The following is a 26,858-nucleotide window of genomic DNA, read 5'->3' as shown; positions in this document are numbered from 1 at the left end:
TCTAATTCACGAAGGGATTCTTTTCCTATCCAATGATTTATTTATTAGCCCTGCGTCAATTGACTGCTTTCCAATACCATATTTTTCAATTCATTCTCCGTTAATTCTGTTTCGTTAACCAAAACTGTAAGCCAGTGTTTCTTATTCATATGATAGGCTGGAATCACACCTTTAGTTTCCAGCATATTTTCTACCTGTTCTGGTTTGAGCTTAAGATTTAGAAGGAGATTGCCATCTTTTTCTGTTACTAAAGCCAGCATTTTTTGATTACGTCTATGTCGAATGACGGGTGTATACTTGCTTTTTTCTCGGGTAAAAGGATAGACTTCCTCAGCTCCCGTTACATCCAACAGCCAATCTAAAAGCTGACGTTTTGTGAATTTCATACCAAACACTTCCTTGATTAAATAGTAAAAGAGAAGTTAAGGTCACATCCTTAGCCTCTTTATCTTCTTTTCAATCTGAAGAAGCTTATGACCTGCCATAAACTTCTTCAGAAACTGTAGACCATCCGCATTGATACAGATTTCGACCTTGACAGTCATAAGATGTCTCCTTGATCATGCTCTGCCCACCAAATCCATTTGAGCTTGGGCAATTACATGACCTTCAATTGCATGTAAGAGTTCATTAAGATAGAAGCCTGCATCAAGGGATAAGTCATCCTCAAGCGCATAGACAATGAGGGTGTAGTGATGATCTTTGTCTGGCGGATAAGGTCCAAGATAACCATCGTACATATCAGAATAGTCAGTTGTTAGGAACTTGCTGACCAGACTGTTTTTCCCCTTTAAATGCTTTTGATCTTGTCGTGCAAAATCCTCTGAAATAACAGTGACATCTGCTGGTACATTGGCAACAGTCCAATGAATATAGGCAAAACCACAAACAGGAATAGAATCATAATCCACCAAAGTCCAAGCTAAAGTTTTAGCATTTTCTGGAACATCTATGATTTCAAAAGGGAAAGATTTAACAGCATAACCTTTATTGGTTTCACTTGCTTTTTTAGCATAAGCATCAGGGATAATGTGATTTTTAAATGGCACACAAATTTTCATTCGAAAACCTCCTTTATTAAGATACAAAGGCGTAAAGCGACACACCGCAAAATAGGAAAGCTGACGAAGGTGCACCAGCATCTAGGCAGTCTTTATCTTTTTGCACAGTGTCGTAGCCGCGTTCATTTTATTAAGATACAAAGAGCGTCCACGAGCAAAGGCAAAATAGGAGTTTGGACGAAGAGTCACAAGACTCTAGGAGAAACTATCTTTTTGACACAGCTCGTAGCTCGTGTTCTTTTATTAAGATACAAAGAGCGTTAAGAAATCCGTATAAAAATAGGAAACTGACATTGGGTCACCAAGACACAAGGAAGTTTATCTTTTTTACTAGGATTTTAGCTCGTGTTCAATTATTAAGATTTTAATTACACTTTTAGACTATTACTCAAATAAGAAAAGGAAAATTCCATCTATAATGCCTACCTTTTTGATCTTATTTTAGTCTTGCCAAGTCTCTTGGTTTTCTTTAAATTTCTTGAGCAGGGTTAAACCGTCTGCATCAATATAGCCTTGTACCTTAGCAACTTTAATCAGTTCGCTATAGTTTGACAAAGTCACCAATTTCACACCAGCCTTTTCAAAATTGGCTGTCGCTTTTGGCAATTCGTAGGTAAAAATAGCAACCACACCAAGCACATCAGCTCCTTCGCGTTCTGCCGCTGCCACAGCTTCCAGAACTGAACCACCTGTTGAAATCAAATCTTCAATGATAACCATCTTTTGTCCCTTGGTCACACGACCTTCAATTTGATTACCTGCACCGTGATCTTTTGGTTTGCTGCGAATATAAGCAAAGGGCAGATTCATCTTGTCTGCAATAATAGCACCATGAGGAATCCCAGCTGTCGCTGTCCCTGCAATAACTTCTACCTCAGGAAATGCTTCCTTGATGGTTTCCACAAAACCATTTTCTATCAAAGTACGTGTGTCAGGATAGGAAAGCGTGATGCGATTGTCTGTGTAAATGGGTGATTTAATACCAGATGCCCAAGTAAAAGGTTCTTCTGGTTTAAGATAGACTGCCTTAATATCTAGTAAATCACGAGCGATGTCTCTTGCTAATGTCATAATTATTCTCCTTTATTTCTTCAGTTCTACCAATAAAATCAAGAACTTTCAATTTCATTCCTTTAGTAATTTTTACTAATTTCTACTTGATAGGCCTCCCTAGCCATTCCATTCAGCTTTAATCGCTTGATAGGCGGCTACTGGATCCTCTGCTCGCGTGATAGGGCGTCCTAGCACGATATAGTCTGAACCAATGGCATGCGCATCTGCTGGTGTCATGACGCGTTTTTGGTCGCCAATAGCAGAGCCCGCTGGACGAATACCCGGTGTTAGACAGACAAAATCATTCGACGTGGCTGATTTGATAGCTTCCACCTCATGAGCAGAGCAGACAACTCCATCAAGACCAGCTTCCGCAGTCTTCTTGGCATAATGAAGGACTGACTCCGCTAAGCTGGTTTGAATGTTTTGGAAATCATGCATTTGTTCCTCAGATGTCGAGGTTAATTGGGTCACCGCAATCAGTTTTGGACCTTGTCCCAAACCTTCACGCGCTGCCTTCATCATTTCGACACCGCCAGCCGCATGAACATTAGTCATATCAACACCAAGATCAGATAACACCTTCATCGCTGATTTGACCGTATTGGGAATATCATGCAATTTTAAATCAAGAAAGACAGAATGACCAAGACCTTTCACATAGCGCACAATATCTGGGCCAGCAGCATAATAGAGTTCCATACCAATTTTAACATAAAGTTTCTCTTCTGGTGGGAATTGTACTAAGAAAGATTTCACATCATCAAAAGAAGGAAAATCAAGAGCAATTAGGGGACGGTTTTCATGCATTTCTAACATCCTTTCTGAGTTGTTCAAGCGTTTCAATACCATATTTATCCATAACCTTAGGCAAGTCTTCAATGATATTAGGACAGGCAAAGGGATCTGTAAAGTTAGCTGTCCCAACAGCAATAGCCGAGGCACCAGCTATCATCATTTCCAAGGCAGCCTCAGCCGAATCAACACCACCCATACCAATGATTGGCAACTGGGACGACTGAGCCACTTGATGAATTAATTTGAGAGCTACTGGAAAGACTGCTAGACCACTCATACCACCTGTACCATTGGCAATGATAGGTTTTTTAGTTTTTAAATCAAAACGCATACCAACCAAAGTATTGATCATGGTAAAGCCAGTCGCTCCAGCAGCTTCAACCGCCTTAGCAACAGTTGTAATATCGGCAACACTAGGTGTCAGCTTAACATAAACGGGTACCTGTGAAGCCTCAACAGCAGCTTTAACTGCAGCATAGGCTAGTTCTGGCACCTGTCCAATAAGCAGACCATGATTTCCGTGGTCAACGTTAGGACAGGAAATATTAAGCTCAATAGCTTTGACGTTTGGTGCCTGTGAGATTTTTTCAGACACATAAGCATACTCTTCATTGGAAAAACCAGCAACATTAGCAATGATTGGTAAATCTGGGTAACGCTCTGCTAACCAAGGCAGCTTTTGAGCAATAACAGCATCAACACCCGGATTTTGCAGACCAATGGCATTGAGCATTCCTGAAGGGGTTTCCGCAACACGGGCTGTGGGGTTTCCAAAGCGCGGCTGCTGGGTCGTTGCCTTAATCATGATAGAGCCCAATTTATTTAAGTCATAATATTTAGCATATTCTTGACCAAAGCCAAAACAGCCTGAGGCTGGAATGATAGGATTTTTCAAATCCAAGCCCGGCAATTTAAGAGCAAGTCTATTGGTCATATCAGCCTCCTAATCTAGAATAATCTGACCAGTTTCAAATACAGGTCCATCTTCACAAACACGCAGGGTTTGAGCATCTTCTTGCCCTTTGACATGAACGACGCAGGCATAGCATGCTCCCATACCACAAGCCATTCGTTCTTCTGTTGATAAATAAGCATGTGGATGTTTTTCAAATTTCTTATCAACATATTTGAGCATTCCCGGTGCACCGCAAGCATAAATGGCATCAGCAAGAAAATCCAAATTATCAACGACCGTTGATACATAACCCTTTTGACCGTAAGAACCATCATCTGTTGTTACCATAACAGTCGCATATTGAGACATCTTTTCTTCCAAAATCACCGCATCTTTGTTGGCAAAGCCCAAAACAGCATAGACTTCTACGCCTTTTTTGCAAAGTTGCTTAGCCACTTCCAATAAAGGCGGAACACCGATACCACCGCCAATAATCAAAGCCTTTTGACCTTTATCAATGACAGAAAAGTCAAAGCCATTGCCCTGAGGACCTAAACAGTCAAGCTTATCTCCTGCTTTAAGTTGGGAAAAAATAGCCGTTCCCTGACCTTCAATACGGTAAACAATAGTAGCTTCTTTAACATCTTTGTTAATCTCAGCTATGGAAATTGGTCTGCGCAAGAGTTTACTAGCATCAGGAACACGAATATGCAAGAACTGACCAGCCTGCATTTGCGCAACCATATCACCTCTTAAAACCATTTCAAAAATACAAGGAGCAATTTCACGTTGACTAACTACCGTTAGATTTTCTTTTAAAATCATAACTGCCTTTCTATGAAAAAACCTTACCGGCTGGCAAGGTTGCGCAAAAAAGTGAGCAGACTGCACCCTCTGCTTGTTAATCTTGATTTCCCTTGACAGCCTCTCTGGACTAAATTAAAGGTTATTCATTTTTTACATTATAGCTTGAAAGAAAAAAATGTCAACTAAGAATCAGTTGATGTATATGTCTGCAATCACCACAAGGGAAAGCTATTCATAATACTAATTTTGTGCTAAAATAAAGGCATGCGTATTCAACAGTTACATTATATTATCAAAATTGTCGAAACTGGCAGCATGAATGAGGCTGCCAAACAACTATTTATTACTCAGCCTTCACTTTCAAATGCTGTTCGTGATTTGGAACGCGAAATGGGTATTGAAATCTTTATCCGCAATCCTAAAGGGATTACCTTGACTAAGGATGGTGTTGAATTCCTATCCTATGCTCGCCAAGTTGTTGAGCAGACAGCTCTTTTAGAGGAACGCTATAAAAGCCAAGGTCATACACGTGAACTTTTTAGTGTTTCAGCTCAGCACTACGCCTTTGTGGTTAATGCCTTTGTCAGTCTGCTTAAGGAAACGGATATGACGCGTTATGAGCTTTTTTTACGTGAAACCAGAACCTACGAAATTATTGATGACGTTAAAAATTTCCGTTCTGAAATTGGGGTGCTTTTCCTAAATAGTTACAATCATGATGTTCTCACCAAAATGTTTGATGACAATCATTTGACTTATACCAGCCTTTTCAAAGCACATCCCCATATTTTTGTCAGTAAGGATAATCCTCTGGCTGAACACCAGTCCGTATCTCTCAGCGATTTAGAAGACTTTCCCTACCTCAGTTATGATCAGGGTATCCATAACTCCTTCTACTTTTCAGAGGAAATTATGTCACAGATTGCTCACAAAAGATCCATTGTTGTTTCCGACCGAGCAACTCTTTTCAATCTGATGATTGGTCTTGACGGCTATACCATTGCAACTGGGATTTTAAATAGTAACCTTAACGGCGATAATATTGTTTCGATTCCGCTTGAAGTAGACGATGAAATTGACATCATTTACCTTAAGCATGAAAAAGCTAATCTTTCCAAAATGGGGGAAAAATTTATCGACTATCTCCTTGAAGAAGTTAAATTTGATAAATAGTATGCAAAAAGGCGACAGCTGCAACTGTTGCCTTTTTTATTATAAACAAAATTGATGAATATTTGCTAATTCTGATAGATGCGCTTAATGAGTTCATTCACTTTGTCAAAATAAAACTTGTCATTATCATAATGAATTCCAGAAAATACAGCCAATTGAATGATTTTTTCCAAAAAGGTTTGAGAAGAAAAACCTGTCGTGCGATGAAGCTCTTCTTCGTCAAAAGGTTTGATAAGATGAGCAAGTGGATTGCGGACTGATTTTTCAAAATCTCTTAAAAGCAAAATGCTATCTTTAATAGACTGAGACAAATCAGTTAACTGAATAAAATCCGCCAGACTTCTTGAAGTAATCTTGCTGTCTCTTCCTTTAGCAACAAAGTTTTGAACAAAGGGGTTAGCAGAGTCATGCATCTTGTCAAACTTCCAAGTATCGTATTGATCATTTTTAGCATCATAAATATAATCATTAATATCTGCTACTTGACTTTGCATCAGTCGCATCAATAAACGATACAAAATGGGACTGACACTTCTGACAAAGTCAATAATATGATCATTGCGCAGCTTGGCTTCTAAATCCATGATATAGTTAGCCAAAAGCTCTTCTTCATAAGCATTATCCAAGAGAGAAATGTGATAAGTCTGTTCCAATTCTTGCAAGCGCACGCGATTTTGAAAGAGAAAATCAACATTAAGCTCGCGTCTTTCCTTTAACAATTCTAAGAGAAAGATAATATCATCTGAAAAAACCTGACTGGTTTTTACAATTTGGTAAGCCTGATAATAAGCATAGACATCCAAAAGGATAGTTAAGGTTTCTTGTTCAGTCATATTAAGCAATTAAAGTCTCTAAACCTACCTTCATCATATCAGTAAAGGTTGTTTGGCGTTCCTCAGCTGTTGTATCTTCATCAGCAACCAAACTGTCTGAAATAGTCATAATTCCCAAAGCTTGGACACTATGTTTAGCAGCAAGATAATAAAGAGCTGCCGCTTCCATTTCAACAGCTTTGATCCCCATTTGTCCAAGCTTGATATTATTGTCAGCAAAATCTGAATAAAAGGCATCAATAGAAAGAACACTGCCCACATGTATTGTCAGCTCCATATCCTCAGCAATATGATAGGCCTTATCAAGCATTGAAAAGTCAGCAATCTGCGGAAAATCGTATTGTGGCCATTCGTTTTTAATCATGCTGGAAGTTGTCCCTGCTGCCTGCGCCAAAACGAGATCACGCACATGCACATCCTTGTTAAGCGAACCAGCTGTTCCGACACGGATAAGTTTTTTAACACCATAGTCAACAATCAGCTCACGCGCATAAATGGAGATGGATGGCATTCCCATACCAGTTCCCATAACAGAAACGCGGTGACCTTTATAAGTTCCTGTAAATCCAAGCATGCCACGAATTTCGTTAAAACACACCGCATTTTCAAGGAAGTTTTCTGCAATGAATTTAGCACGAAGAGGGTCACCCGGAAGTAAAATTTTATCTGCAATTTGCCCCTCTTGGGCTCCAATATGAATAGACATAATTTATGATACAGAAGAGCGACCAGAAAGCGACTGAAAATTAGGAAACCGCAGGGAAATCCTGATTTCCCATGAGGTTTATCTATTTTCCAAGCTTTCCGCTCAAGTTCAAATTAAAAAATCTGCTCTCTTTCCTTTCTTTTATTTTCAGAACCACACCCAGAACGGGTTCAATTCCTTTCATTTTAATTGATTGAAGAAAAGTCCTTAGCCCGGATTCAGTTGCACTGAACACGGTGTCTAGTCCTTTCGCTTTTAGTTGTTGTAAAAATTCAGAGTTTCAAGCTTTCCGCTCGAGTTCAAATTAAAAAATCTGCTCTCTTTCCTTTCTTTTATTTTCAGAACCACACCCAGAACGGATTCAATTCCTTTCATTTTAATTTCTTCATATCATTTTCTTTCTGTCAGTCGATTCAAAAATGAATACAAGGCTTGATTCATTGGCGAGTAATCAAAGGTCTGCATTTCCTCAGCTGTCTGTACATAAGTTTCTGTTTGACTTTGAGTGTCCAAATCATCTTCTTGCGCAATTAAGGAAGCGACCAATTCAGGTGTAAATTCCAAATGGCATTGAAAAGCGTATTGCTTAGGACCAAATTTAATAATCTGTCTAGGACAGCCCTGACTGATAGCCAAAACTTGAGCCTTATCTGGCAAACCAGGCATATCTCCATGCCAATGACCAACAAGCAAGTCATCTGAAAAATCGCTTAAATAAGGATCCATTTTCCCAGCTTCTGTCAAAGAAATCAAGTAATTGCCAATTTCTTTTTTAGGACTATGCAAATAATCTGCACCATAAGCTACTCCCATCAATTGAGCACCCAGACAAACACCTACAATAATTTTCTCAGCCTTAGCAGCTTTTTGAATTAACTTAACTTCTGCTTGGGCGTCGTAATAAGGAAATTCTTTTTTGGTACTGGAAGGGCTCTGTGGCCCTCCCATAAGAATTAACATATCAAAGTCATCAACATCTTTAGGAAGCTTTTCATAATGATAAACCTTAGTCATAGATACGTCATGACCACGAAGAGCTGCCCAAGCTAAGTAGGCACCCGGTGCCTCAAACATTTCGTGAAGGATAAAATGAATTCTCATACTGACTCCTTATAATTCTGCTAAAATAGCTTTTACCAGTCCCTTAAAATCTTCTTTTATCTGCTGTGTCACTGCAACAACTTCTTCATGATTGAGTTCCGATTGAAAACCAGATGCATAGTTCGTAATGGCAGAAATACCTAAAACCTTAAGACCTGAATGTGCAGCTACGATAACTTCTGGTACTGTTGACATACCAACTGCATCAGCTCCCATTGTTTTGAAAGCCCGAATTTCAGCAGGCGTTTCATAGGATGGACCAGAAACACCGATGTAAACACCCTCATCTAACTTGATCCCAGTCTTATCTGCAACTTGGTGAGCAACCTCACGATAATCTGCTGTATAAGCATTAGACATATCAGGAAAACGAGGACCAAAATCATCAAGATTTTTCCCCATCAAAGGATTGACTCCTGTCAGATTGATGTGATCTGAAATAGCCATTAAAGTTCCCGGACCAAAGCCAATTCCGCCAGCCGCATTAGTGACGATAAGTCCTTGACAGCCAAGTGCTTCCATAATACGAATTGGGAAGGTTACAAGCTCCATAGAATTTCCTTCATAATAATGAAAACGTCCCTGCAAGGCCAAAACTTTACGACCTGCTAATTCACCATAAATGAGTTTACCAGCATGACCGGAAACGGTCGATCGTCCCCAGTTAGGGATGCCAGCATAGTCAAGAACAAGAGCATTTTCGATTTCTTCGGCTAATTCGCCCAGACCAGAACCTAGAATCAGACCGAATTCTGGCTTTTGGACTCCTTTTGCTGTCAGAAAATCACGTGTTTCATAAATTTTTTTAAGTAATGACATAGTTTTTCCTTATTTATATTTAATGAGTGAAATTTCTTTTTTCAAATAAAGCGGATGCTTCGGCTCGCCGCTCTTATTTTGCCCAAAACAATATATTTCTTCTAGTAAGTTGGTCACTTCTTTTGAGCGCTTTTGGTAAGAACCATGATTTCCCCAACAAGCGACAGCTTTATCTGATAATTTAGCGTAATGTGAGATATAACTATCATTATCGTCACCAATAGGGTTATCAACTATTCGTATATTGTTGGGATTAGTGCTACGATAAGCAAAAAGATTAACCATATATAGCCCACCATATCCCCATGATTTAGCAAAGTTGATACAACGCCTGATTGTCGGATCATCTGTTGTTTCATCGGCTGTAGAGGGATTTAGCCCAATAAACATAATATTAGGCAAAGTTTCATCCCATGTTCTAGTAAGAACGTAACGATACTTCCTATCTACTGACAAAATTGCTTTTGACTTCATTATATTATCCATTTCTCAATAATCTTAAAATCTTCTCAGCTGTTTTGCTCTTTCGAATGGTTACCTGTCGGTAAAAATCTTCTTTAATGAGTTGTTTATGGTAGCTTGTTTTCAGATACTCCACCTCTGTGTATTTACCCCAGTAAATACCCAATTCTCCAAAATGAATCACTTCATCTCTCAGAGAAAAGGATGTGATACGCTCAATAACTCTTTCTTTATCCATTTTCTCTGTGAAAAAGAGGACATCCTTTCGAGCCAAGTCTTGATGCCACCAGTCAGGCAATTCTTGGTAATCTTTCTCGTACTCCTCTTGTGAAAAGAGGGAGAAATGCTGGACAAAGGGGTAATGGCCTGCAAAGAATTGTTCAAACTGAGAACTGATGCTCCTACGAAAACAATCCGACTGAAAGAAGAGATTGCCGCTGTTGATATAGGTTTTAACATTGACAAATCCCATATCGGTTACCTGCTGGCGAAGATCGCTCATCACAAGCTTGTTCTTGCCACCAACATTGACACCTCTTAAAAGGATGGCATAATTTTTCATCTTATACTAACTTATCTAAGAAACTCTCCCCAATCATAGCTGTGTCCAAGCCGAAGTTATCAGCAATCGTTGCTGAAATATCAGCATAATGACCAACAGGTAGGACTCCATTGCCAGTAAATGATGGACTGTAAGCTAAGAGCGGTACATATTCACGTGTATGGTCCGTTCCTGCATAGGTTGGGTCATTTCCATGGTCGGCTGTAATGAGTAGTAAATCTTCAGTTTTCATCGCTGCGATAATTTCTGGCAAGCGCTCATCAAACTCATGCAAACAATCACGGTAGCCGTGTGCATTGCGACGATGACCATAAAGGGCATCAAAATCAACCAAGTTGGTAAATGAGAAACCTTTGGTGAACGCAGGCAAGTCCATTGTCTTAATCAAAGTGTCCACACCGTGGCTGTTTGATTTGTTGTGTCCCATATCGTTGGTAATACCTGAACCATTGAAAATATCATTGATTTTACCGACAGCATAAGTTGAAACACCCGCATCCGCTAACTTATTCAACACTGTTGGCGCAAATGGCGATAGGGCATAATCATGACGATTAGCTGTCCGCGTGAAATGGCCCGGAACGCCAACATAAGGACGAGCAATGATACGACCAAGCAAAGCTGGACGTTCTAGGGTAATGCTGCGCGCGTATTTACAAATACGGTAAAGTTCATCAAGTGGAATCACATCCTCATGTGCTGCAATTTGCAGAACAGGGTCAGCTGACGTATAGATAATCAATTCACCAGTCTCCATCTGACGCGGACCAAAGTCATCAATAACAGCTGTACCAGAGTATGGCTTATTAGCTTCACGAATGACCTGACGTCCTGAAAATTTTTCAATTTTGCTGATGATTTCTTCGGGAAAACCATTCCAGAAGGTATCAAAAGGTTCCGTGATATTCAATCCCATGATTTCCCAGTGCCCTGTCATCGTATCTTTACCTAAAGAGACTTCTTCCAATTTTGTAACATAGCCAGTTGGATGGTTTTCCGCAGGAACTGTCTTAAGCGGCGTATCACGGGGAATATTTCCCAAACCAATTTTAGCCATATTAGGCACATTAAGTCCAACGGTTTTTGAAATGTGTCCTAGTGTGTCTGATGCACCATCTGGAACACCAGCATTAGAGAAATTGTTAGCATCGGGTGCTGCTCCAATTCCAACGGAATCTAAAACAACAAGATGAATACGATTAAAAGTTGACATAGTTTTCCAATCTAAGATGACGGGGCAAATACTCCGTCATCACCATTAATTAATTTATTTATTAGCTTCCAAAATACGAACACCATCTTTTCCCGCGACGATGACACGATCAGCCATACCATTGAAGAGGCCGTGTTCAACAACACCGACTTGATGATCTAACATATTGCCAAGAGCAATAGGGTCAGGAATAGAGCCCAAATCCAAATCAATGATAAAGTTTTTCATGTCAGTCACAAAGCGAACACCATCATATTCACGAAAAGAAGGTTTATAACCTTTTTTCTCAAACTCTCTAAAAAGACGCTCAGCACCATATTGGACTGCCTCAACGGGTAACCTAAAAGTTCCCAAAGGATCAACCATCTTGCTTTCGTCAACCACCCAGATATAGTCTTTTGTCGCTGTTCCTACTATCTTTTCCATCAGCAGAGCACCACCACCGCCTTTAATACCATTAAAATTAGGATCAACCTCATCAGCTCCATCTACTGTCACATCAACAAAGTCAACCTCATCAATAGATTTGAGCGGAATGCCTAAAGCTTGAGCCTGAGCAGTTGTCCGGCTTGATGTCGTCACGCCAGTCACTTGCAAATTTTCTTCCTGCACACGGCGACCAATTTCTTCAACAAAGTAATAAGCAGTTGAACCCGTTCCGAGTCCTACAACCATGCCATTTTCAACATATTGTGCTGCTCTGACACCAGCAATCTTTTTAAGTTCTTCCATGCGCGCTCCTTCATTCAGATATAATCACTTTATTATAACATGAATTGGATTTCTTGTTAAAGGAAATCTTCTTTGCCCACCTATCTCAAAATCTTGCGGCTTCCTTTTTTTGCGTTAAAATAAAGCTATGATAACAAATGAATTTGATACTATTACTGCTATCGCTACACCCCTTGGCGAAGGGGCAATCGGCATCGTCCGTATTTCAGGATCGAAAGCTCTAGCCATTATTAAAAAGATTTTTAAGGGGAAAAATTTGGACGATGTTCCCTCCCATACCATTAATTACGGACATATTGTTGAGAATGGGAAAATCATTGATGAAGTGATGGTTTCAGTCATGCGCGCTCCGAAAACATTCACACGCGAAGATGTGATTGAAATTAATACGCATGGCGGTGTCGCTGCCACTAATGAAATTCTGCAGCTGGTCCTCCGCTCTGGTGCTCGTATGGCAGAACCCGGTGAATTTACCAAGCGTGCCTTTCTCAATGGACGTGTTGATTTAGCGCAGGCTGAAGCTGTGATGGACCTCATTCGCGCCAAAACAGATAAAGCCATGGCTGTTGCCGTTCAACAACTGGATGGGTCCCTTTCCAACCTTATCAATAACACACGTCAGGAAATTCTCAATACTTTGGCCCAAGTTGAGGTTAACATTGACTATCCTGAGTATGATGATGTGGAAGAAATGACGACAGCACTCATGCGAGAGAAAACTCAGGAATTCGAAACACTCTTAACCAATCTTTTAAAGACTGCCCGTCGCGGGAAGATTTTGCGTGAAGGCTTATCTACTGCTATTATTGGCCGTCCCAATGTCGGCAAATCCAGTCTGCTCAACAATCTTTTACGAGAAGAAAAAGCTATCGTTACTGATATTGAAGGGACAACTCGCGATGTCATTGAAGAGTATGTCAATATCAAGGGCGTTCCTCTCAAACTGATTGATACAGCTGGTATTCGTGAAACTGATGATCTGGTTGAAAAAATTGGGGTAGAACGGTCTAAAAAAGCTTTAGAAGAAGCTGATCTGGTCTTACTCGTTCTCAACAGTGCTGAGAAACTGACCGATCAAGATCGAACTCTCTTAGAAATCAGCCAAAACAGCAACCGTCTTATTCTTCTTAATAAGACAGACCTCCCAGAGCAAATTGAAACAGATCAGCTTCCAGAAGATTGCATCAAAATCTCTGTCATCAAAAACCAGAATATTGATGTCATTGAAGAGCGCATCAATAAGCTTTTCTTTGATAATGCCGCCATTGTCGAAAAAGATGCCACCTATCTATCCAATGCCCGCCATATTTCCTTAATTGAAAAAGCTCTTAAAAGTCTACAGGCCGTTAATGACGGTCTGGAATTCGGCATGCCTGTTGATCTCTTGCAAGTTGATATGACGCGAACTTGGGAAATTCTTGGTGAGATTACTGGTGATGCAGCGCCAGATGAACTCATTACACAACTCTTTAGCCAGTTTTGTTTGGGGAAATAATTGCCTTCTGCAAAAACATTAAATATAAAAAAGGTCGGAACACTTTTGCCCCATCCTTTTTATCTTATTCATTACAGCTACAACTTTAACCACATTAAACATTTCGTTTGATAAGTGATACTTCTCGATCTCACTAGCTCTCTCTTAATTAGACAGCTCTAACAATTTTTGAATATTTCCTCCCAATACCATATCTCTAATAGTATCAGTAGGTGCCAAGTATTCAACCAATTCCTTACTCATAAAGGGTTCTCCATAAGGAGCGTCAGAACCAAATAAACATTTTTGAGGAATTTCAGTGATAGCCATCCTTACAGCTAAAGTAGAGAAGGTTCCAGATAAGTCAATAAAAGCATTTGGTGTTTCTTTGACAAAATCAATAACATTCATCCAATAATACCCTCCCATATGTCCAAAGATTACAGAAATATGAGGGTATTTTTTTGTTAAGTGCATCAAAGTTTGGATGCCTTTTAAACTGACTGGATTAAAAGTATGTACCCAAACAGGCAAACTAGGAAATTTAACTAACGCTTGGAAAATAGTTTCTAATTGTCCAACCTGTTCATCTGAGCCGGGAGTAAACTCTCCTAAGCCTTTCAAACCGTTTCTTACAATTTGTTCTTCAATCCAATCAATAGTATCATTTAAAGATAAACCAAGCGGAACAGAACCAAAACCATAAAACTTTTGCGGATACTTTTGAATTGCTTGCACAACTTCTTGGTTATTTTGTTTCATTCTGTTTAGTGAAGCAACTTGTAGTCCATCTCCACTTAGAACTTTAAAAAGTATTGACATCTCTTCCTTTAGTTCTTTATAGGAACGAGCTTTTTCAGGATGTGGTGTTGTACAAAATAAAATAGCTTTATCAACTTTTGCTTTCTCCAGTTTTTCAACCTGCGCTGCTATTGGAAACATAACATGCTGGATGTTATCAATAATCATAAACTTACTCTCATCTACTAATTATTACTAGTAATGGTTAAATGACTGATTTTCCCGTCTTCAACCTCGGCAATATCGGTACCAGTCAAGGCAATATATGCTCCATTTTTTCTTCTGCAAACAACTCCCCAGTTGGCCTGTTGAACAGTATCTGATAATTCCCGGATATCATATAAATGTCTTATTTCAGCATTCCTACTAAAAAATTCTGTAAAAAATGAATCGATCTCTCTTCTTCCAGAATATCTATGCCCATCATTAGCCTCTATAATCGCATCATCTTTGAAGAGACAGCACAATTTCTGGAGACTTCTTTTATCAGTTACTGCCAAATCAGATAAATAAAAATAGTGTTCAAGTATTGTCATAAACAACCTCCTTTTATTGTTCAATAATTATTGAACAATTTTATTATAATACTCTTTGTGTTAAAATGTCAATAAAAAGGAAGAACATAAATGAAATCACTATCACATCCATCTATTAATGATATTAATTTAGAGCAGATTCTCTCTGCACTTAGCGAACCAACGAGATTAGCGATATTCAAAGAACTGTATTCTTCTCAAGATGAAAAAAACTGTAACTCATTTTCTAGTTTAGGACAAAAAATAATCTCTCTCATCATTTTAAGACTTTAAGAGAATGCGGAATTATATATGTACGTATCGAAGGCCGAAAACGTTGTATCTCCTTACGAAACGAGGAATTAAACAAAAAATTTCCTAACTTATTAAAGGTTATCTATGATAATTCTTGACTGATACCTTAACAAGCTGACTGAATATGCTTTTATCCATAAAAATACCTCTGCTTTCTAGTTTACTAGATCTCAGCAGAGGTATTTTTATATGTTTAGGTTTTTAGATACAGTGTTATGTCTGGTTTTTATGAGGATTTAATAATTTGCTGAATGATTCTCTTTAAATCCGGCACGACCTGCACTTCAAACCAAGGATGCTTAGACAGCCAAATTTGATTTCTGGGAGAGGGGTGAACGAGAGGGAAATAGTCAGGCAAGTATTTTCTGTAATTTTCAACCGTATCGGTCAATTTAACAGAAGACTTTTGATGTAAATAGTATTTTTGTGCATAATTGCCGATTAAAATCGTCAACTGGATATCAGGCAGCAAATCCAAAATCGGCTGATGCCATTTCTGGGCAAAACCCTTTCGAGGCGGTAGGTCTCCTGATTTCCTTTTACCAGGATAATAGAAATCCATAGGGATAACCGCAAAATAGCCTGAATGATAAAAAGTATCATAGTCCACTCCCATCCACTCACGCAGACGATCTCCGCTTTTATCATTCCAATACAGACGCGATTTTTGAGCCTTAATTCCCGGTGCTTGACCAACAATATTAATACGAGCTGTTTTAGGCGCGGCAAAAAGCGGTTCAATATCTTTTTCTGTAAAAACTTTATTTTGACTGTCCGCCATAATGGCTTTGGTAATTTCTTCAAGACTTGTCATAATAACCTCTTTCGCGTTACTAATTGGATAAGACCGTTACACAAATAGTATTCATTGAGCTTTCTTGTCTCACTATTTGATCAATTCATAAATGGCTTCTGCATAAATAGCAGCTGCTTTGTACAAATCGTCTACTTCAATAAATTCATTAGCTTGGTGCATGGTATCTGTCGAATGGGGGAACATAGCGCCAAAAGCAACACCGCGCTTGAGCAAACGTCCAAAGGTACCGCCGCCGATAACCCATTCATGCCCTTTATCTCCTGTATGTTTTTCATAAACCGCTAGCAAGGTAGCTACTAACGGATCATCCATCGGCACATAATGAGGTTTTTGTTCATGCTCAGACAGAGTAACCTCTCTAACACCTGATAATTGTTCTAGGCTGGCCTTGATGGTCTGTGCATCTGTCCCTTGAGGATAGCGGAAATTAAGCGCAATGCTATTGTCTTCAGATTGAGAATCAAAACTAAAGACGCCAGGATTCATAGAAACAGAACCCATCTTTTCGTCTCTATAAGCAACTCCCAGTTTTTCACCCGCATGATCATCTAATAAAACATTGGCAGCTAAATCCAAGTAAGCTTTAGCATCACCAGCAAAATCAAACTGTGACAAGAAGCGTGCTAAATAAGTAGCCCCATTGATACCTGCTTCTGGTGTCGAACCGTGAGCAGACTTACCGTGCAAGGTCAAGACAAAACCTCCTGCTTCTTCCTTAAGATCCGCTGTTAAAGCATGTTGTTCTGTAAAAGCGGCCAAAGATTCTTGCAATTCAGCTAAACGAATCGTTGCTGAAAAAACAGCTGTTGCTGACTCTGGTACCATGTTTTCACGCAGCCCACCCTTGAAAGATTTAAGGGTAAAAGTGCCGCCATTGCTATTACCAAAATGAAGGTATTCCGTAATATTCCCCTTTTCTCCATTGATAATTGGGAAATAAGCATCTGGTGAAAAACCAAAATCTGGCTCTGGCATGTCAACATGTTCAAAATAATAAGCCATATCAGCCCAACCAGACTCTTCATCAGTACCAACAACAAAACGAACTTTCTTAGAAACTGGTAAACCTAATTCCTTAATAATTTTTAAACCATAATAACAGGCAATCGTTGGGCCTTTGTCATCACTAGCACCACGCGCATAGAGTTTGCCATTGATGATTTCTGGCAGATAAGGAGAGGTTTTCCAGCCACTACCCGCTGGCACCACATCCAGATGAGCAAAAATGCCTAAGACCTCATCTCCTTGACCGTATTCAAAATGACCGGCATAGTTATTAACATTTTTAGTCTCATAACCATCGCGCTCTGCCATTTTCAAAAAATGTTCAAGAGCCTGAACAGGACCGGGCCCAAAAGGATGTTTTTTATCAGCCTTACTGTCATCACGTTCAGAATTAATCTGTAAAATCCGAAACAAATCGGCCAAAATATCTCCGCGGCGTTTATCTACCTCTTTTTGAAAATCTACAAACATCTTAGACACAGCTCCTATCTTTCTTCAATAATTTCATCAACCGGCAAACGATAACTTGGTTCTATCTTTTCATCAGTATAACCAACTGTAATCAAGAGTTCTGGGCGAAAACGTTCATCAATATCTAAAATAGTATTTGTTTTCGTCTTATCAAAACCAAGAATAATATTAGATGAAATGCCTTGGTCAGTTAAAGCCAAGACTAGATTCATAGCTACTAAACCCGCATTTAAAGCCAAATATTCTCCTTTGGTTTGTTCATCAAAATCCGCAAACCGAGCTGGCAAAGTTTCCATGAAATAACCAATCATATCATCAGGCAGGTTTTTGCTGCCGATGCGTGCAATTTTGCGCGCACGCTGGACCAAGTCGGTATCGCTAAACAAAGCAATGACATACTGTGCGCTTTCAATCTGATCCTTATTTAAAGCAGGCAGGTCTTCAGCCAAGGCTGCCTTTTTATCTTTAACAAGGACAAACTTCCAAGGCTGGATATTATGAGCACTGGGAGCTAATTGAGCAATTTCAATGGCTGTTCTAACATCTTTAAAATCAACTGCTTTGTCATTAAAATGCTTAGTTGCATGGCGCTTTTATTCAGTTCTAAAAATTTCATAAACGAACATCCTTCTAATTCTGTTATAGTTGTTCTTTTATTTTACCACTTTTTGAAACTGTTTACAGCTTTTTCACCCTCTTCTTTTATGATTCCATAATAAAATAAGTTGCTGATGTCTATTGCCTAAAATCAAAATCGTATCCGACATCTTATTTTTCTTCTCCTTCTTCCTCTCGCAAGCTCTCTTGAATGTTCTTTGCGACATTTTTGGGAATGCCGCAGTTGATAATATCATCTAGGCTGGCCTTTTGAATATTAGGAAGATTCTTAAAGTGCTTCATCAGCAGCTGTTTACGTTTTGGACCGAGTCCTGCGATACCATCCAACTTTGATGAGAAGGTGTTTTTACCGCGCAGCTGCCTATGAAAGGTAATGGCAAAGCGATGTACTTCGTCTTGAATGCGCTGCAAAAGAAAGAATTCTTCTGAATTTCTAGGCAGAGGAACCACTTCCAGCGGATTTCCAAAGAGCAGTTCATGGGTTTGGTGCTTATCGTTTTTTTGTAAACCAGCGATAGGAATATCGAGTCCTAATTTATTTTCAATGACATCACGCGCTACATTAACCTGACCTTGTCCGCCATCAATAATAATCAGATCTGGTGGTGTCAGCCCATCTCTCATGACACGACTATATCTGCGATAAATAACCTCACGCATGCTGGCATAGTCATCAGGTCCGATAACCGTTTTGATTTTAAATTTACGATAATCCTTCTTACTTGGCTTGCCATCCACAAAAACAACCATGGCGGCAACAGGACTGGTTCCTTGAATGTTAGAATTATCAAAGGCTTCAATGCGCACTGGCTTAGGAATATTAAGCAAATCTCCAATATTTTCAATCGCACCATGCGTTTTTCGAATATCCTTTTCCAAGAGATCAAATTTCTGCTGCAGGCTGACACGAGCATTTTTCGTTGCCAGATTGACTAACTGCTTCTTCTCGCCGCGCTGCGGTTTAATAATCTTGGTATTGACCACCGCTTTAACCAAAGTTTCATCAATATCTCTAGGAATAAAAATCTCCTTTGGAATAAAGTGACGTTTATCCTGATAAAACTGTCCTACATAGGTCAGAAAATCTTCCTCAGACTCATTGTAATAAGGAAACATATTGACATCGCGCTGAATGAGCTTGCCTTGACGAATAAAGAAAACCTGCACACACATCCAGCCTTTATCAACATAATAGCCAAAAATATCACGATCCTGCATGTCCTGATTCATGACGCGCTGTTTGGTTCGCAATAGGCCAATGCCCTCAATGAGATTTCGGTATTCAGCTGCCCGCTCAAATTCCATAAGCTCAGAAGCTTTGGTCATTTTATCGCGCAGCTCATTGACAATCTTATCGTCTCTGCCATTGAGAAAGTTTTTTACATCTTCTTTTAGACCATCCCAATAGGTTTGATCGGTCTGGCAAATGGTATGCGCCTTACATTGCCCGAGATGATAATAAAAACAGACCTTGTTGGCTGGGTTAGTACATTTTTTAAAGGGGAAAAGACGATCTAAAAGCCGCTTGATTTCAGTAGCGGCTCCCGAATCAGGATAAGGGCCAAAATAAAGACCGCCGTCCTTTTTTACCTGACGGGTAATCAACAAGCGCGGATAAAGTTCATTAGTAATTTTGATAAAAGGATAGGACTTGTCATCTTTAAGTCTGATATTGTACTTGGGTTTATTTTCCTGAATGAGATTAATCTCAAGAAGCAGAGCTTCTGTATTTGACCCAGTAACAATGTATTCAAAATCCTCAATTTCCGAAACCAGCAATTCTGTCTTAGTATTATGACTGCCGTGAAAATAGCTGCGCACACGGTTTTTTAAGTTTTTGGCCTTACCAACATAGATAATGGTGCCATTTTTATCCTTGTGAATGTAGCAGCCAGGGCTATCTGGCAGCAATTCCAGCTTATGTTTAATCAGTTCGTTCATAATCTTTATTATAGCAAAAATGACCTAAATTTTCTGACTTTACTGCGATTGGGTTTACTTTTATTTCCTCTGCTTTTTTGGTAACATAACGACATATTTTTAAAGAAAGGAAAAAGGATGCCTCAGTTTTTATCAAACTGCAGGATATTTACACGATTATCGCCCTCATGTTTATAGTGGGTAATATTTCGCTCAACTTCAGTCTCAATATTAAGGGATAACTATGCTGGAAATCCTCAGCTGATGCTCTTTAATTTTCTGCTGATACCGGCCTATGCTCTTATTGTTCTTCAATACTTTTTAAGGCATGCCGATCCTATAAAGCTGACTAGCAAAAAAGCCACTCAATAAATGAAAAAATAGGTTTCCAAACAATCGATTAAAAAACTGAGTCCATTATGAACAGTCTCAGTTTTTTCGTATTAATAAGGCAAGAAGTTGTTTGTAATCATTGACTTCATAAGTCGGTTTTATACTGGTCTCATTGGTTTTGACATAAGGGTTGTACCAAACAGTATCAATCCCCGCATTATTGCCGCCTTGAATATCAGCTAAGAGATTGTCACCAATCATCAGTGCTTTGCTATGATCAAAATAAGCAATATCATCAGCAATATAATCGTAAAAAGCCTTGTCAGGTTTTTGAAAACCAATTCTATCTGAGATAAACACTTGTTCAAAATAAGATGCAATGTTGGAATTAGCCATACGCCCTATCTGAATATTGGTGATACCATTGGTCGCTCCAAAAATACGATAACCCTCATCAGTTAGTTTTTCTAACAAAGTCTCAGCACCAGTCAAAGTCTGCCCTTGCTGACTTAGAAAGTTCTGATAACGATGTGCAAGGGTACGACCATCCACTTTCTGACCAAAATGGGCGAAAAGCTTAGCAAAACGTGTGTTGACCAATTCTTTTTTGCTGATTTTATTCAAGGTCAAATCCTGCCAAAGCTGCTGATTCATGGGAATATAAAAATTTTTATAAGTCTGAACGTCAGGTACTTGAGCCTCTTCCAATAATTGTGTTAAAGCCACATCTTCCGCTGCTTCAAAATCTAAAAGCGTGTGATCAAGGTCAAAAAGCAGAAATTTATAGTTCACAATAGACTCTCCTCGGTAATTCACTATGCTTAGTATAACATAATAAAAAGCAGGATTTCTATGAATAAAGGCAGGACTTGTAACCACAACCTAATGATATTAGTCTTTAAATTTATTAAAATCATAAGAAGGAGGTTTGGCATAATTTCCTATATATTTCAAGAAATAAAAACTATGGATCGAAAAAGTTTGTCAATGTTTTCTACATCATCCTAATCGTTAAAAACGCAATTTGTGTCACTGATTAATAAGACATAAAAACTTTGAAAGCTTCATTTTAAAGCTTTTCAGCTTTAAGCAAATTTCTTAAATTTCAAAATAGTATTCAAGATCTTACCTCTCATTTTGAAAGCGCTGAAAGAGGAGATTTTCAAAAAATTTTAGTTCTCGGTCAATCAGTTGCTCCGCTAAATCATTATCTAAATAATGGGCATAAAAGGTCCCTTTACTAATCATGCACTCCTTAATCAAACGAGTCGTCGTTAATTTCTCAAAAGGAACCTCGGTTAACAGCTTCAAGAAAGTTTCTTCAATACAGCGGCGAGTTTTAATCACTCGAGAGTCCGTTTTCTTTTTTGATTTATCCATTCTTTAACCTTATACCTTAAAAAGCGCACCCTTTTAGATGCGCTCCTTGTTTCAAATAACTTATTATTTTTCAAGTTGTAGAATGATTTAAGGCCACGGTATTCAGCAACTTCACCAAGTTGATCTTCGATACGAAGCAATTGGTTGTATTTAGCAATACGGTCTGTACGTGACAATGAACCAGTCTTGATTTGTCCAGCGTTAGTTGCAACTGAAATATCAGCGATTGTTGAATCTTCAGTTTCACCTGAACGGTGTGACACAACAGCAGTATAGCCAGCTTCTTTAGCCATTTCGATAGCTTCAAATGTTTCAGTCAAAGTACCGATTTGGTTAACTTTGATAAGGATTGAGTTTGCAGCACCTTCTTTGATACCACGAGCAAGGTAGTCCGTATTTGTAACGAAGAAGTCGTCACCAACCAATTGTACACGGTCACCAAGACGAGCAGTTAATGCTTTCCAACCATCCCAGTCATTTTCGTCCATAGCATCTTCAATTGTGATAATTGGGTATTTGTTAACCAATTCTTCAATATAATCAATTTGTTCTGCAGCTGAACGCTTAGCACCTTTTTCACCTTCAAATTTAGTGTAGTCATAAACACCATTATCGTAGAATTCTGATGACGCACAGTCAAATCCAAGGAAGACTTCTTCACCTGGTTTGTAACCAGCTGTTTCAATAGCTTTGATAATTGTTTCTACAGCGTCTTCAGTTCCATCAAACTTAGGAGCGAATCCACCTTCGTCACCAACAGCTGTTTCAAGTCCGCGTTCCTTAAGAATTTTCTTAAGTGCATGGAAGATTTCAGCACCCCAACGAAGAGCTTCTTTGAATGTAGGTGCACCAGCAGGTACAATCATAAATTCTTGGAAAGCGATTGGAGCATCTGAGTGAGAACCACCGTTGATGATGTTCATCATTGGAGTTGGCAGAACTTTAGTGTTAAATCCACCAAGGTAGCTGTAAAGTGGAATTTCAAGGAAATCAGCAGCAGCACGAGCTACAGCAATAGAAACACCAAGAATAGCATTAGCACCAAGTTTACCTTTGTTTGGAGTACCGTCAAGTGCGATCATTGCTTTATCAATAGCTTGTTGATCACGAACATCATATCCGATAAGTGCTTCAGCAATAATATTGTTTACATTATCAACAGCTTTTTGAGTACCAAGACCACCATAACGTGATTTATCTCCATCGCGAAGTTCAACTGCTTCGTGTTCACCAGTAGAAGCTCCTGAAGGAACCATACCACGTCCGAATGCACCTGATTCAGTGTAAACTTCTACTTCAAGTGTTGGGTTACCGCGTGAGTCAAGGACTTCGCGAGCGTAAACATCAGTAATAATTGACATTTGTTCTCTCCTTATGAGTTTTAATTTTTACATGTTAATCATACCACAAAGTTGGAACTTAGGCAAACCAAAAAGATTTGAGAGTGGAAAGCAGTCGCCATTTCTTAAGAACTGGTTTTTTCTTCCATCTCATTTCTAGGCGTTCAACACAGAAACGCTCTTACAAACCGTTTCCGCATAAATCAATCAAAAAGTGGTACGAACAGAGTTCACGAAATGGAATAATCTCTAATGTGTTAACTTATTATGCCTAATGTATATTGAAACGAAACTTCGTCCTAACTTTCTCAAAACAAAAGAAAAATCAAAGCAAGGTTTGAAGCAATCTTGTATGAGCTCACAATCCTTGTTTTTGATTTTTTATCTCTATTTAATTAGACGGCCCTTGATTTCTTTTGCGTCTGTGTTTGTGGTAACCAGTAAGCATTTCCAAAGTTTACTATATAAGGAGACGACTTGGGAATCGTATAATAAAGCTTAACTTCAATTGTCTTTCCTGCTTCAATAGTATCAGGAATTTTTTGCTTGCCTGTATAACTACTTGGTTCAGCAATATCATAGTTCCTATCATAGATAAAGAAATCATCCGGACTAAATTGAATCATTTCATTAGTTGTATTCTTAATACTGACAGTAAGGACGATCTTCTTATCCTTTTTAGAAACACCCTTCATCTTGAGCTTAGAATCTTCTTTGACTCCTGTTACCGTGACTTCTTCTCCTGTACTTATTTTAGCACTCTCTCCAAAAATATATTTGGTCACCTTGTCAGTAGACTCATAGTCATCACCATAATAATTATCTCTAATTTTTTCTCGAATTTTAAGATTTTTTATGGCCTTTTTCTTATTAGTAATGGTCCGATCCTGCATGCTATTTGTCGCTGCCCACTTATTAAAATCCTGCCTTGATGTCGCGTACAAAGCCGTCATAACAATCGTAGCAATGAAAAAGATACTAGCTGTCACTATAAAAATAATGCCAAGGACTTTCCAAACATTGGTTTTATTTTCCATTTTTTACTCCTAAATATATCCTGACTTCTTTTTTGGCTTAATCATCATAGCTACTAGAGGAATCATAGTCATCATAACTGTAACTATCTTTATAATCTTCGACTTCTTTTTCCTTATATTTTCTAATTCTCTTGCGATAATGAACAATTTTGTCTTCTTTATCTTCTGATTTTTCAACTAACTGATGAACATCTTGATTGGACAAAACATATAAAGTTGTCAGCGTTGCTGTGGAGATAAAGAAAATAGCAGTTAAAACGATAAAGATAATTCCTAGAACCTGCCAAACATTGGTTTTATTTTCCATCTGCTACTCCCCAAACTTTTAGTTATTGCTTGGTATTATAACACTAAAGCACCTAAAAAAGCAAATAACATTCGTATGACACTTTCTTTTTCAAAATAGTGTATAATTTTTTTAAGACTAATTATAAGATCAGAAAACGGAGACGAAATGACTGATTTAGATAAAAAAATTTTAGAAAGTGCCCATGGTGAGCATCGTTTAAATCCCGATGAACAAAAAAGGTGTTTTGGTACTTTTGCCGAACGCCTTGTTTTAAGTGTCCTTCTTGCAGATGCGGAAAACCAAACCATCCTTGATAACTTTGATCAGGTTTTACAGGATCTTAAGGCAAAATATGATTCTCTTTCTCTTAAAATTTCACCTAAACTATCATCGGCAAAGCAAATGGGCTACATGAAAATCGCTCAGCAGGCTGGTATTCAAGCAACCATTGTCAATGAAGCAAAATGCTAAGTCCCCTTATGGATTGATTGTGCATTCTGGCAGAGCCGAAAATATTGACAATCCAGATATTAAGGTTCTTTATCCCCAGCTCTTTTCAATCAAAAAAGAAGCAAAAAAGACTCAGAAAAAACCATTTTGGAGAAAATGGTTCCAATAATTAAAAACAAGCAAGTCTCAGATCAATTGCTTTAGTTTTAAAAACTAAGCAGAAGAAACTGGTATTGCTTGTTTTTTTATAAATCTAAGCTTAAAAGATTACCAATATTTTGTGCTGTTCTCTCCAGATTTTGACTAGCCTGCGCCAGCGTATTTTCCAAGGAATCAACCCTTGAAATGATAGGAAAGGCTGATACAATATGCGCAACTGGAAAATCAGGAAGATCATCCTTGAGACTACCGCAAATAGCAATGACTGGCGTTTTACTCGGCGTGCGTCTAGCTACACCGACTGGCGCCTTACCTGATAAACTCTGCTTATCCATACGTCCTTCCCCAACAATGACCAGATCTGCCTTTTGAACATGCTGCTTAAAATCTAAAATATCTAAAACCGCATCAATGCCTGAGACAATTTTACCAGCCGCAAAGGTGACCAAACCAGCTGCTAAACCACCTCCTGCTCCTGCACCCTGAAGATCCAAAATAGCTGGATTGACAAGCTCATAAAAACGGCGCATTGCTTGATCAACTGCTGCAAATTCCGTTTCTGCCAATCCTTTTTGACCAGCAAAAGTATAGGTTGCCCCTTGCGGACCACACAGACAATTCGTCACATCTGTAATAACCGTCACATCCAAATCTCTCAAGCAAGAAGGAACGGCCTGATCCGAAAAGCTAACAATTTTACCCAAGTTGGCCCCAATGGCTTCAACTTTTTCTCCCCTATCATCAAAAAAGGCATAACCCAAGCCGGCTGCCAGACCTAGACCACCATCATTACTAGAACTACCGCCAACACCAACCATAACTCTTCTAATCCCTTTTTGAGCGAGAAAAATAAGCAATTCACCAATACCACGATTACTAATTGCCAAAGGGGTTCTCTTATTTTTGGGAATGTGCTCCAAACCTGTAATAGCAGCAATTTCAAAAACTGCCAAGTCATCCTTGTAAGCATACTGAATCTCAATAGGATCTCCAAAAGGTCCTGAAACCGTTTGACTTGCTTTTGTTAGATGTAAACCCAAAGCCAAAGCTTCCAAGGTTCCTTCGCCACCATCACCAATGGGCAATAGATCAAAAGTCGCTTGAGGCAAGGATTTAGAAAATCCTTTCTGAAGAGCCTGTGCTACTTCCAGAGCTGATAAAGACTCTTTAAAAGAATCTGGTGCAATAAGAATATGCATGGCCACCTCCTTATAACTTATAGACAAAATAATAAGTCGTCACACCTTCAAAAGGCACATCTGCTAACTGACCATAGATACGAAATCCCTGCTTGAGATAAAAATCCTTAGCTTGATAGGAGCGTGTGCTTAGGGTCAGATTCAAAATGTTATGAGCACGCGCATAATCTTTGATAGCATCCAATAACTGACTGCCCAATTTTTGCTTTTGAAAAGCACTGTCCACTGCCAAATTTTCAATCTTCAGCGTTTGGTAAAGTTGCTGACAAGAAGCCGCTGCCAAAATGCGCTCAGCATCATCTTTGAGCACAAACTGTACTTGTTTTTTCTGATTTTTGGGTTTCGCTTCTTGAAAGTGTTGAACATATTGTTCTTCAAAAATCTGATTAAAGAAAGATGTTAACTCTTCACTTGTTTCTGAAAAATGAACGATCATCACTGCTACTCCTTTTTTCTTTTATTATACAATAAAACAGTCATTTTTAACGCATTTTTTGTGCTATACTAATCTTCACGAGGT

At 38.8% G+C, this 26,858-nt stretch carries 27 protein-coding genes and 5 pseudogenes; 5 read left to right on the top strand and 27 right to left on the bottom strand.

Annotated features, from left to right (window positions below; genetic code table 11):
* Positions 1 to 44 precede the first annotated feature (44 nt).
* From SRT_RS04270 to SRT_RS04240, 6 genes are all read right to left on the bottom strand, one after another.
* A complete protein-coding gene (locus SRT_RS04270) occupies positions 45 to 386 on the bottom strand; it encodes an MmcQ/YjbR family DNA-binding protein (protein ID WP_002263275.1) in 342 nt (113 codons plus the stop codon).
* A 174-nt stretch (positions 387 to 560) separates the two neighbouring features.
* Positions 561 to 1,061, bottom strand: a complete 501-nt coding sequence (locus SRT_RS04265) for a YbhB/YbcL family Raf kinase inhibitor-like protein (RefSeq protein WP_128833166.1) — start codon at positions 1,059 to 1,061, stop codon at positions 561 to 563.
* Positions 1,062 to 1,502: 441 nt separating this feature from the next.
* Positions 1,503 to 2,132 carry an orotate phosphoribosyltransferase gene (pyrE, locus tag SRT_RS04255; RefSeq protein WP_128833165.1) on the bottom strand — a complete coding sequence of 210 codons (630 nt, stop codon included), beginning with the start codon at positions 2,130 to 2,132 and terminating at the stop codon, positions 1,503 to 1,505.
* A 99-nt stretch (positions 2,133 to 2,231) separates the two neighbouring features.
* On the bottom strand, positions 2,232 to 2,924 hold the full coding sequence (gene pyrF, locus SRT_RS04250; protein ID WP_128833164.1) for an orotidine-5'-phosphate decarboxylase: 693 nt from the start codon (positions 2,922 to 2,924) through the stop codon (positions 2,232 to 2,234).
* Complete coding sequence (locus SRT_RS04245; protein WP_128833163.1) at positions 2,917 to 3,846, bottom strand: dihydroorotate dehydrogenase; 930 nt, start codon at positions 3,844 to 3,846, stop codon at positions 2,917 to 2,919. The genes pyrF and SRT_RS04245 overlap by 8 nt, the downstream gene beginning before the upstream one ends.
* Before the next feature lie 9 nt (positions 3,847 to 3,855).
* Positions 3,856 to 4,698: a dihydroorotate dehydrogenase electron transfer subunit gene (locus tag SRT_RS04240; protein WP_444465695.1), complete on the bottom strand. Its 843-nt coding sequence runs from the start codon at positions 4,696 to 4,698 to the stop codon at positions 3,856 to 3,858.
* A gap of 180 nt (positions 4,699 to 4,878) precedes the next feature.
* On the opposite strand from SRT_RS04240, the gene SRT_RS04235 reads away from it, so the two are divergent.
* Entirely contained in the window at positions 4,879 to 5,787 is a 909-nt protein-coding gene (locus SRT_RS04235; protein WP_128833161.1) for a LysR family transcriptional regulator, read from the top strand.
* A gap of 65 nt (positions 5,788 to 5,852) precedes the next feature.
* Here the strand turns inward: SRT_RS04235 and SRT_RS04230 are convergent, their stop codons facing one another.
* The 8 genes from SRT_RS04230 to rpiA form a co-directional block, all read right to left on the bottom strand.
* Positions 5,853 to 6,620, bottom strand: a complete 768-nt coding sequence (locus tag SRT_RS04230; RefSeq protein ID WP_128833160.1) for a Gbs1250 family HEPN protein — start codon at positions 6,618 to 6,620, stop codon at positions 5,853 to 5,855.
* Position 6,621: 1 nt separating this feature from the next.
* Positions 6,622 to 7,326: a purine-nucleoside phosphorylase gene (gene deoD / locus SRT_RS04225; RefSeq protein WP_128833159.1), complete on the bottom strand. Its 705-nt coding sequence runs from the start codon at positions 7,324 to 7,326 to the stop codon at positions 6,622 to 6,624.
* 390 nt (positions 7,327 to 7,716) lie between these two features.
* Positions 7,717 to 8,427: a type 1 glutamine amidotransferase gene (locus tag SRT_RS04220; RefSeq protein ID WP_128833158.1), complete on the bottom strand. Its 711-nt coding sequence runs from the start codon at positions 8,425 to 8,427 to the stop codon at positions 7,717 to 7,719.
* 9 nt (positions 8,428 to 8,436) lie between these two features.
* Positions 8,437 to 9,246, bottom strand: coding sequence for a purine-nucleoside phosphorylase (locus SRT_RS04215; RefSeq protein WP_128833157.1), 810 nt, complete (start codon positions 9,244 to 9,246; stop codon positions 8,437 to 8,439).
* 9 nt (positions 9,247 to 9,255) lie between these two features.
* Positions 9,256 to 9,720 (bottom strand): DUF1643 domain-containing protein, encoded by a 465-nt coding sequence (locus SRT_RS04210; protein WP_369076503.1) that lies wholly within the window; start codon positions 9,718 to 9,720, stop codon positions 9,256 to 9,258.
* Between the two features lie 4 nt (positions 9,721 to 9,724).
* On the bottom strand, positions 9,725 to 10,270 hold the full coding sequence (locus SRT_RS04205; protein WP_128833155.1) for a DUF1697 domain-containing protein: 546 nt from the start codon (positions 10,268 to 10,270) through the stop codon (positions 9,725 to 9,727).
* 1 nt (position 10,271) lies between these two features.
* On the bottom strand, positions 10,272 to 11,483 hold the full coding sequence (locus SRT_RS04200) for a phosphopentomutase (RefSeq protein ID WP_128833154.1): 1,212 nt from the start codon (positions 11,481 to 11,483) through the stop codon (positions 10,272 to 10,274).
* A gap of 54 nt (positions 11,484 to 11,537) precedes the next feature.
* Positions 11,538 to 12,215: a ribose-5-phosphate isomerase RpiA gene (gene rpiA / locus SRT_RS04195; protein ID WP_128833153.1), complete on the bottom strand. Its 678-nt coding sequence runs from the start codon at positions 12,213 to 12,215 to the stop codon at positions 11,538 to 11,540.
* 127 nt (positions 12,216 to 12,342) lie between these two features.
* Here rpiA and mnmE point away from each other — a divergent pair, with 127 nt between their 5' ends.
* Positions 12,343 to 13,710 carry a tRNA uridine-5-carboxymethylaminomethyl(34) synthesis GTPase MnmE gene (gene mnmE / locus SRT_RS04190; RefSeq protein ID WP_128833152.1) on the top strand — a complete coding sequence of 456 codons (1,368 nt, stop codon included), beginning with the start codon at positions 12,343 to 12,345 and terminating at the stop codon, positions 13,708 to 13,710.
* A gap of 144 nt (positions 13,711 to 13,854) precedes the next feature.
* Here mnmE and SRT_RS04185 read toward each other — a convergent pair whose 3' ends face one another.
* Together SRT_RS04185 and SRT_RS04180 are read right to left on the bottom strand one after the other, a co-directional pair.
* Entirely contained in the window at positions 13,855 to 14,658 is an 804-nt protein-coding gene (locus tag SRT_RS04185; protein ID WP_128833151.1) for an amidohydrolase family protein, read from the bottom strand.
* Between the two features lie 17 nt (positions 14,659 to 14,675).
* Positions 14,676 to 15,026, bottom strand: coding sequence for a nuclear transport factor 2 family protein (locus SRT_RS04180; protein WP_128833150.1), 351 nt, complete (start codon positions 15,024 to 15,026; stop codon positions 14,676 to 14,678).
* 90 nt (positions 15,027 to 15,116) lie between these two features.
* Here SRT_RS04180 and SRT_RS04175 point away from each other — a divergent pair.
* Positions 15,117 to 15,418, top strand: a pseudogene (locus SRT_RS04175) (ArsR/SmtB family transcription factor).
* A 128-nt stretch (positions 15,419 to 15,546) separates the two neighbouring features.
* Here the strand turns inward: SRT_RS04175 and SRT_RS04170 are convergent.
* The 4 genes and pseudogenes from SRT_RS04170 to uvrC all read right to left on the bottom strand — a co-directional run bounded on the left by SRT_RS04170 (position 15,547) and on the right by uvrC (position 20,172).
* The gene (locus SRT_RS04170; RefSeq protein ID WP_128833149.1) at positions 15,547 to 16,134 is read right to left on the bottom strand and encodes a uracil-DNA glycosylase family protein; all 588 of its coding nucleotides are present in this window, start codon (positions 16,132 to 16,134) and stop codon (positions 15,547 to 15,549) included.
* Between the two features lie 72 nt (positions 16,135 to 16,206).
* Positions 16,207 to 17,613, bottom strand: coding sequence for a dipeptidase PepV (gene pepV, locus SRT_RS04165; protein ID WP_128833148.1), 1,407 nt, complete (start codon positions 17,611 to 17,613; stop codon positions 16,207 to 16,209).
* Positions 17,614 to 17,627: 14 nt separating this feature from the next.
* Positions 17,628 to 18,229 (bottom strand): annotated as a pseudogene (locus SRT_RS04160) (nitroreductase family protein).
* A 152-nt stretch (positions 18,230 to 18,381) separates the two neighbouring features.
* Positions 18,382 to 20,172, bottom strand: coding sequence for an excinuclease ABC subunit UvrC (gene uvrC, locus SRT_RS04155; protein ID WP_128833147.1), 1,791 nt, complete (start codon positions 20,170 to 20,172; stop codon positions 18,382 to 18,384).
* Positions 20,173 to 20,306: 134 nt separating this feature from the next.
* Here uvrC and SRT_RS04150 point away from each other — a divergent pair.
* Positions 20,307 to 20,478, top strand: a pseudogene (locus SRT_RS04150) (low temperature requirement protein A); the annotation flags it as partial.
* Positions 20,479 to 20,580: 102 nt separating this feature from the next.
* Here the strand turns inward: SRT_RS04150 and pynA are convergent.
* From pynA to SRT_RS04125, 5 genes and pseudogenes are all read right to left on the bottom strand, one after another.
* Positions 20,581 to 21,276, bottom strand: coding sequence for a pyrimidine 5'-nucleotidase PynA (gene pynA, locus SRT_RS04145; RefSeq protein ID WP_128833146.1), 696 nt, complete (start codon positions 21,274 to 21,276; stop codon positions 20,581 to 20,583).
* Between the two features lie 333 nt (positions 21,277 to 21,609).
* Positions 21,610 to 21,864: a TetR/AcrR family transcriptional regulator gene (locus SRT_RS10605; RefSeq protein WP_373276255.1), complete on the bottom strand. Its 255-nt coding sequence runs from the start codon at positions 21,862 to 21,864 to the stop codon at positions 21,610 to 21,612.
* Positions 21,865 to 21,932: 68 nt separating this feature from the next.
* Positions 21,933 to 23,225 (bottom strand): annotated as a pseudogene (gene eno / locus SRT_RS04135) (phosphopyruvate hydratase); the annotation flags it as partial.
* Between the two features lie 374 nt (positions 23,226 to 23,599).
* Positions 23,600 to 24,241, bottom strand: coding sequence for a DUF4352 domain-containing protein (locus SRT_RS04130; RefSeq protein ID WP_128833145.1), 642 nt, complete (start codon positions 24,239 to 24,241; stop codon positions 23,600 to 23,602).
* Positions 24,242 to 24,278: 37 nt separating this feature from the next.
* Positions 24,279 to 24,548 carry a hypothetical protein gene (locus SRT_RS04125; RefSeq protein WP_128833144.1) on the bottom strand — a complete coding sequence of 90 codons (270 nt, stop codon included), beginning with the start codon at positions 24,546 to 24,548 and terminating at the stop codon, positions 24,279 to 24,281.
* A 147-nt stretch (positions 24,549 to 24,695) separates the two neighbouring features.
* On the opposite strand from SRT_RS04125, the pseudogene SRT_RS04120 reads away from it, so the two are divergent.
* Positions 24,696 to 25,149 (top strand): annotated as a pseudogene (locus SRT_RS04120) (YueI family protein).
* Between the two features lie 76 nt (positions 25,150 to 25,225).
* Here SRT_RS04120 and SRT_RS04115 read toward each other — a convergent pair.
* Together SRT_RS04115 and SRT_RS04110 are read right to left on the bottom strand one after the other, a co-directional pair.
* Positions 25,226 to 26,338: a glycerate kinase family protein gene (locus SRT_RS04115; RefSeq protein WP_128833143.1), complete on the bottom strand. Its 1,113-nt coding sequence runs from the start codon at positions 26,336 to 26,338 to the stop codon at positions 25,226 to 25,228.
* Positions 26,339 to 26,348: 10 nt separating this feature from the next.
* Positions 26,349 to 26,774: a GNAT family N-acetyltransferase gene (locus SRT_RS04110; protein WP_128834030.1), complete on the bottom strand. Its 426-nt coding sequence runs from the start codon at positions 26,772 to 26,774 to the stop codon at positions 26,349 to 26,351.
* Between the last annotated feature and the right edge of the window lie 84 nt (positions 26,775 to 26,858).

The sequence above is a fragment of the Streptococcus troglodytae genome (assembly GCF_002355215.1).
GTDB lineage: Bacteria > Bacillota > Bacilli > Lactobacillales > Streptococcaceae > Streptococcus > Streptococcus troglodytae.
Note: the sequence above shows the minus strand (reverse complement) of the source record. Positions and strands in the feature narration are given on the sequence as shown.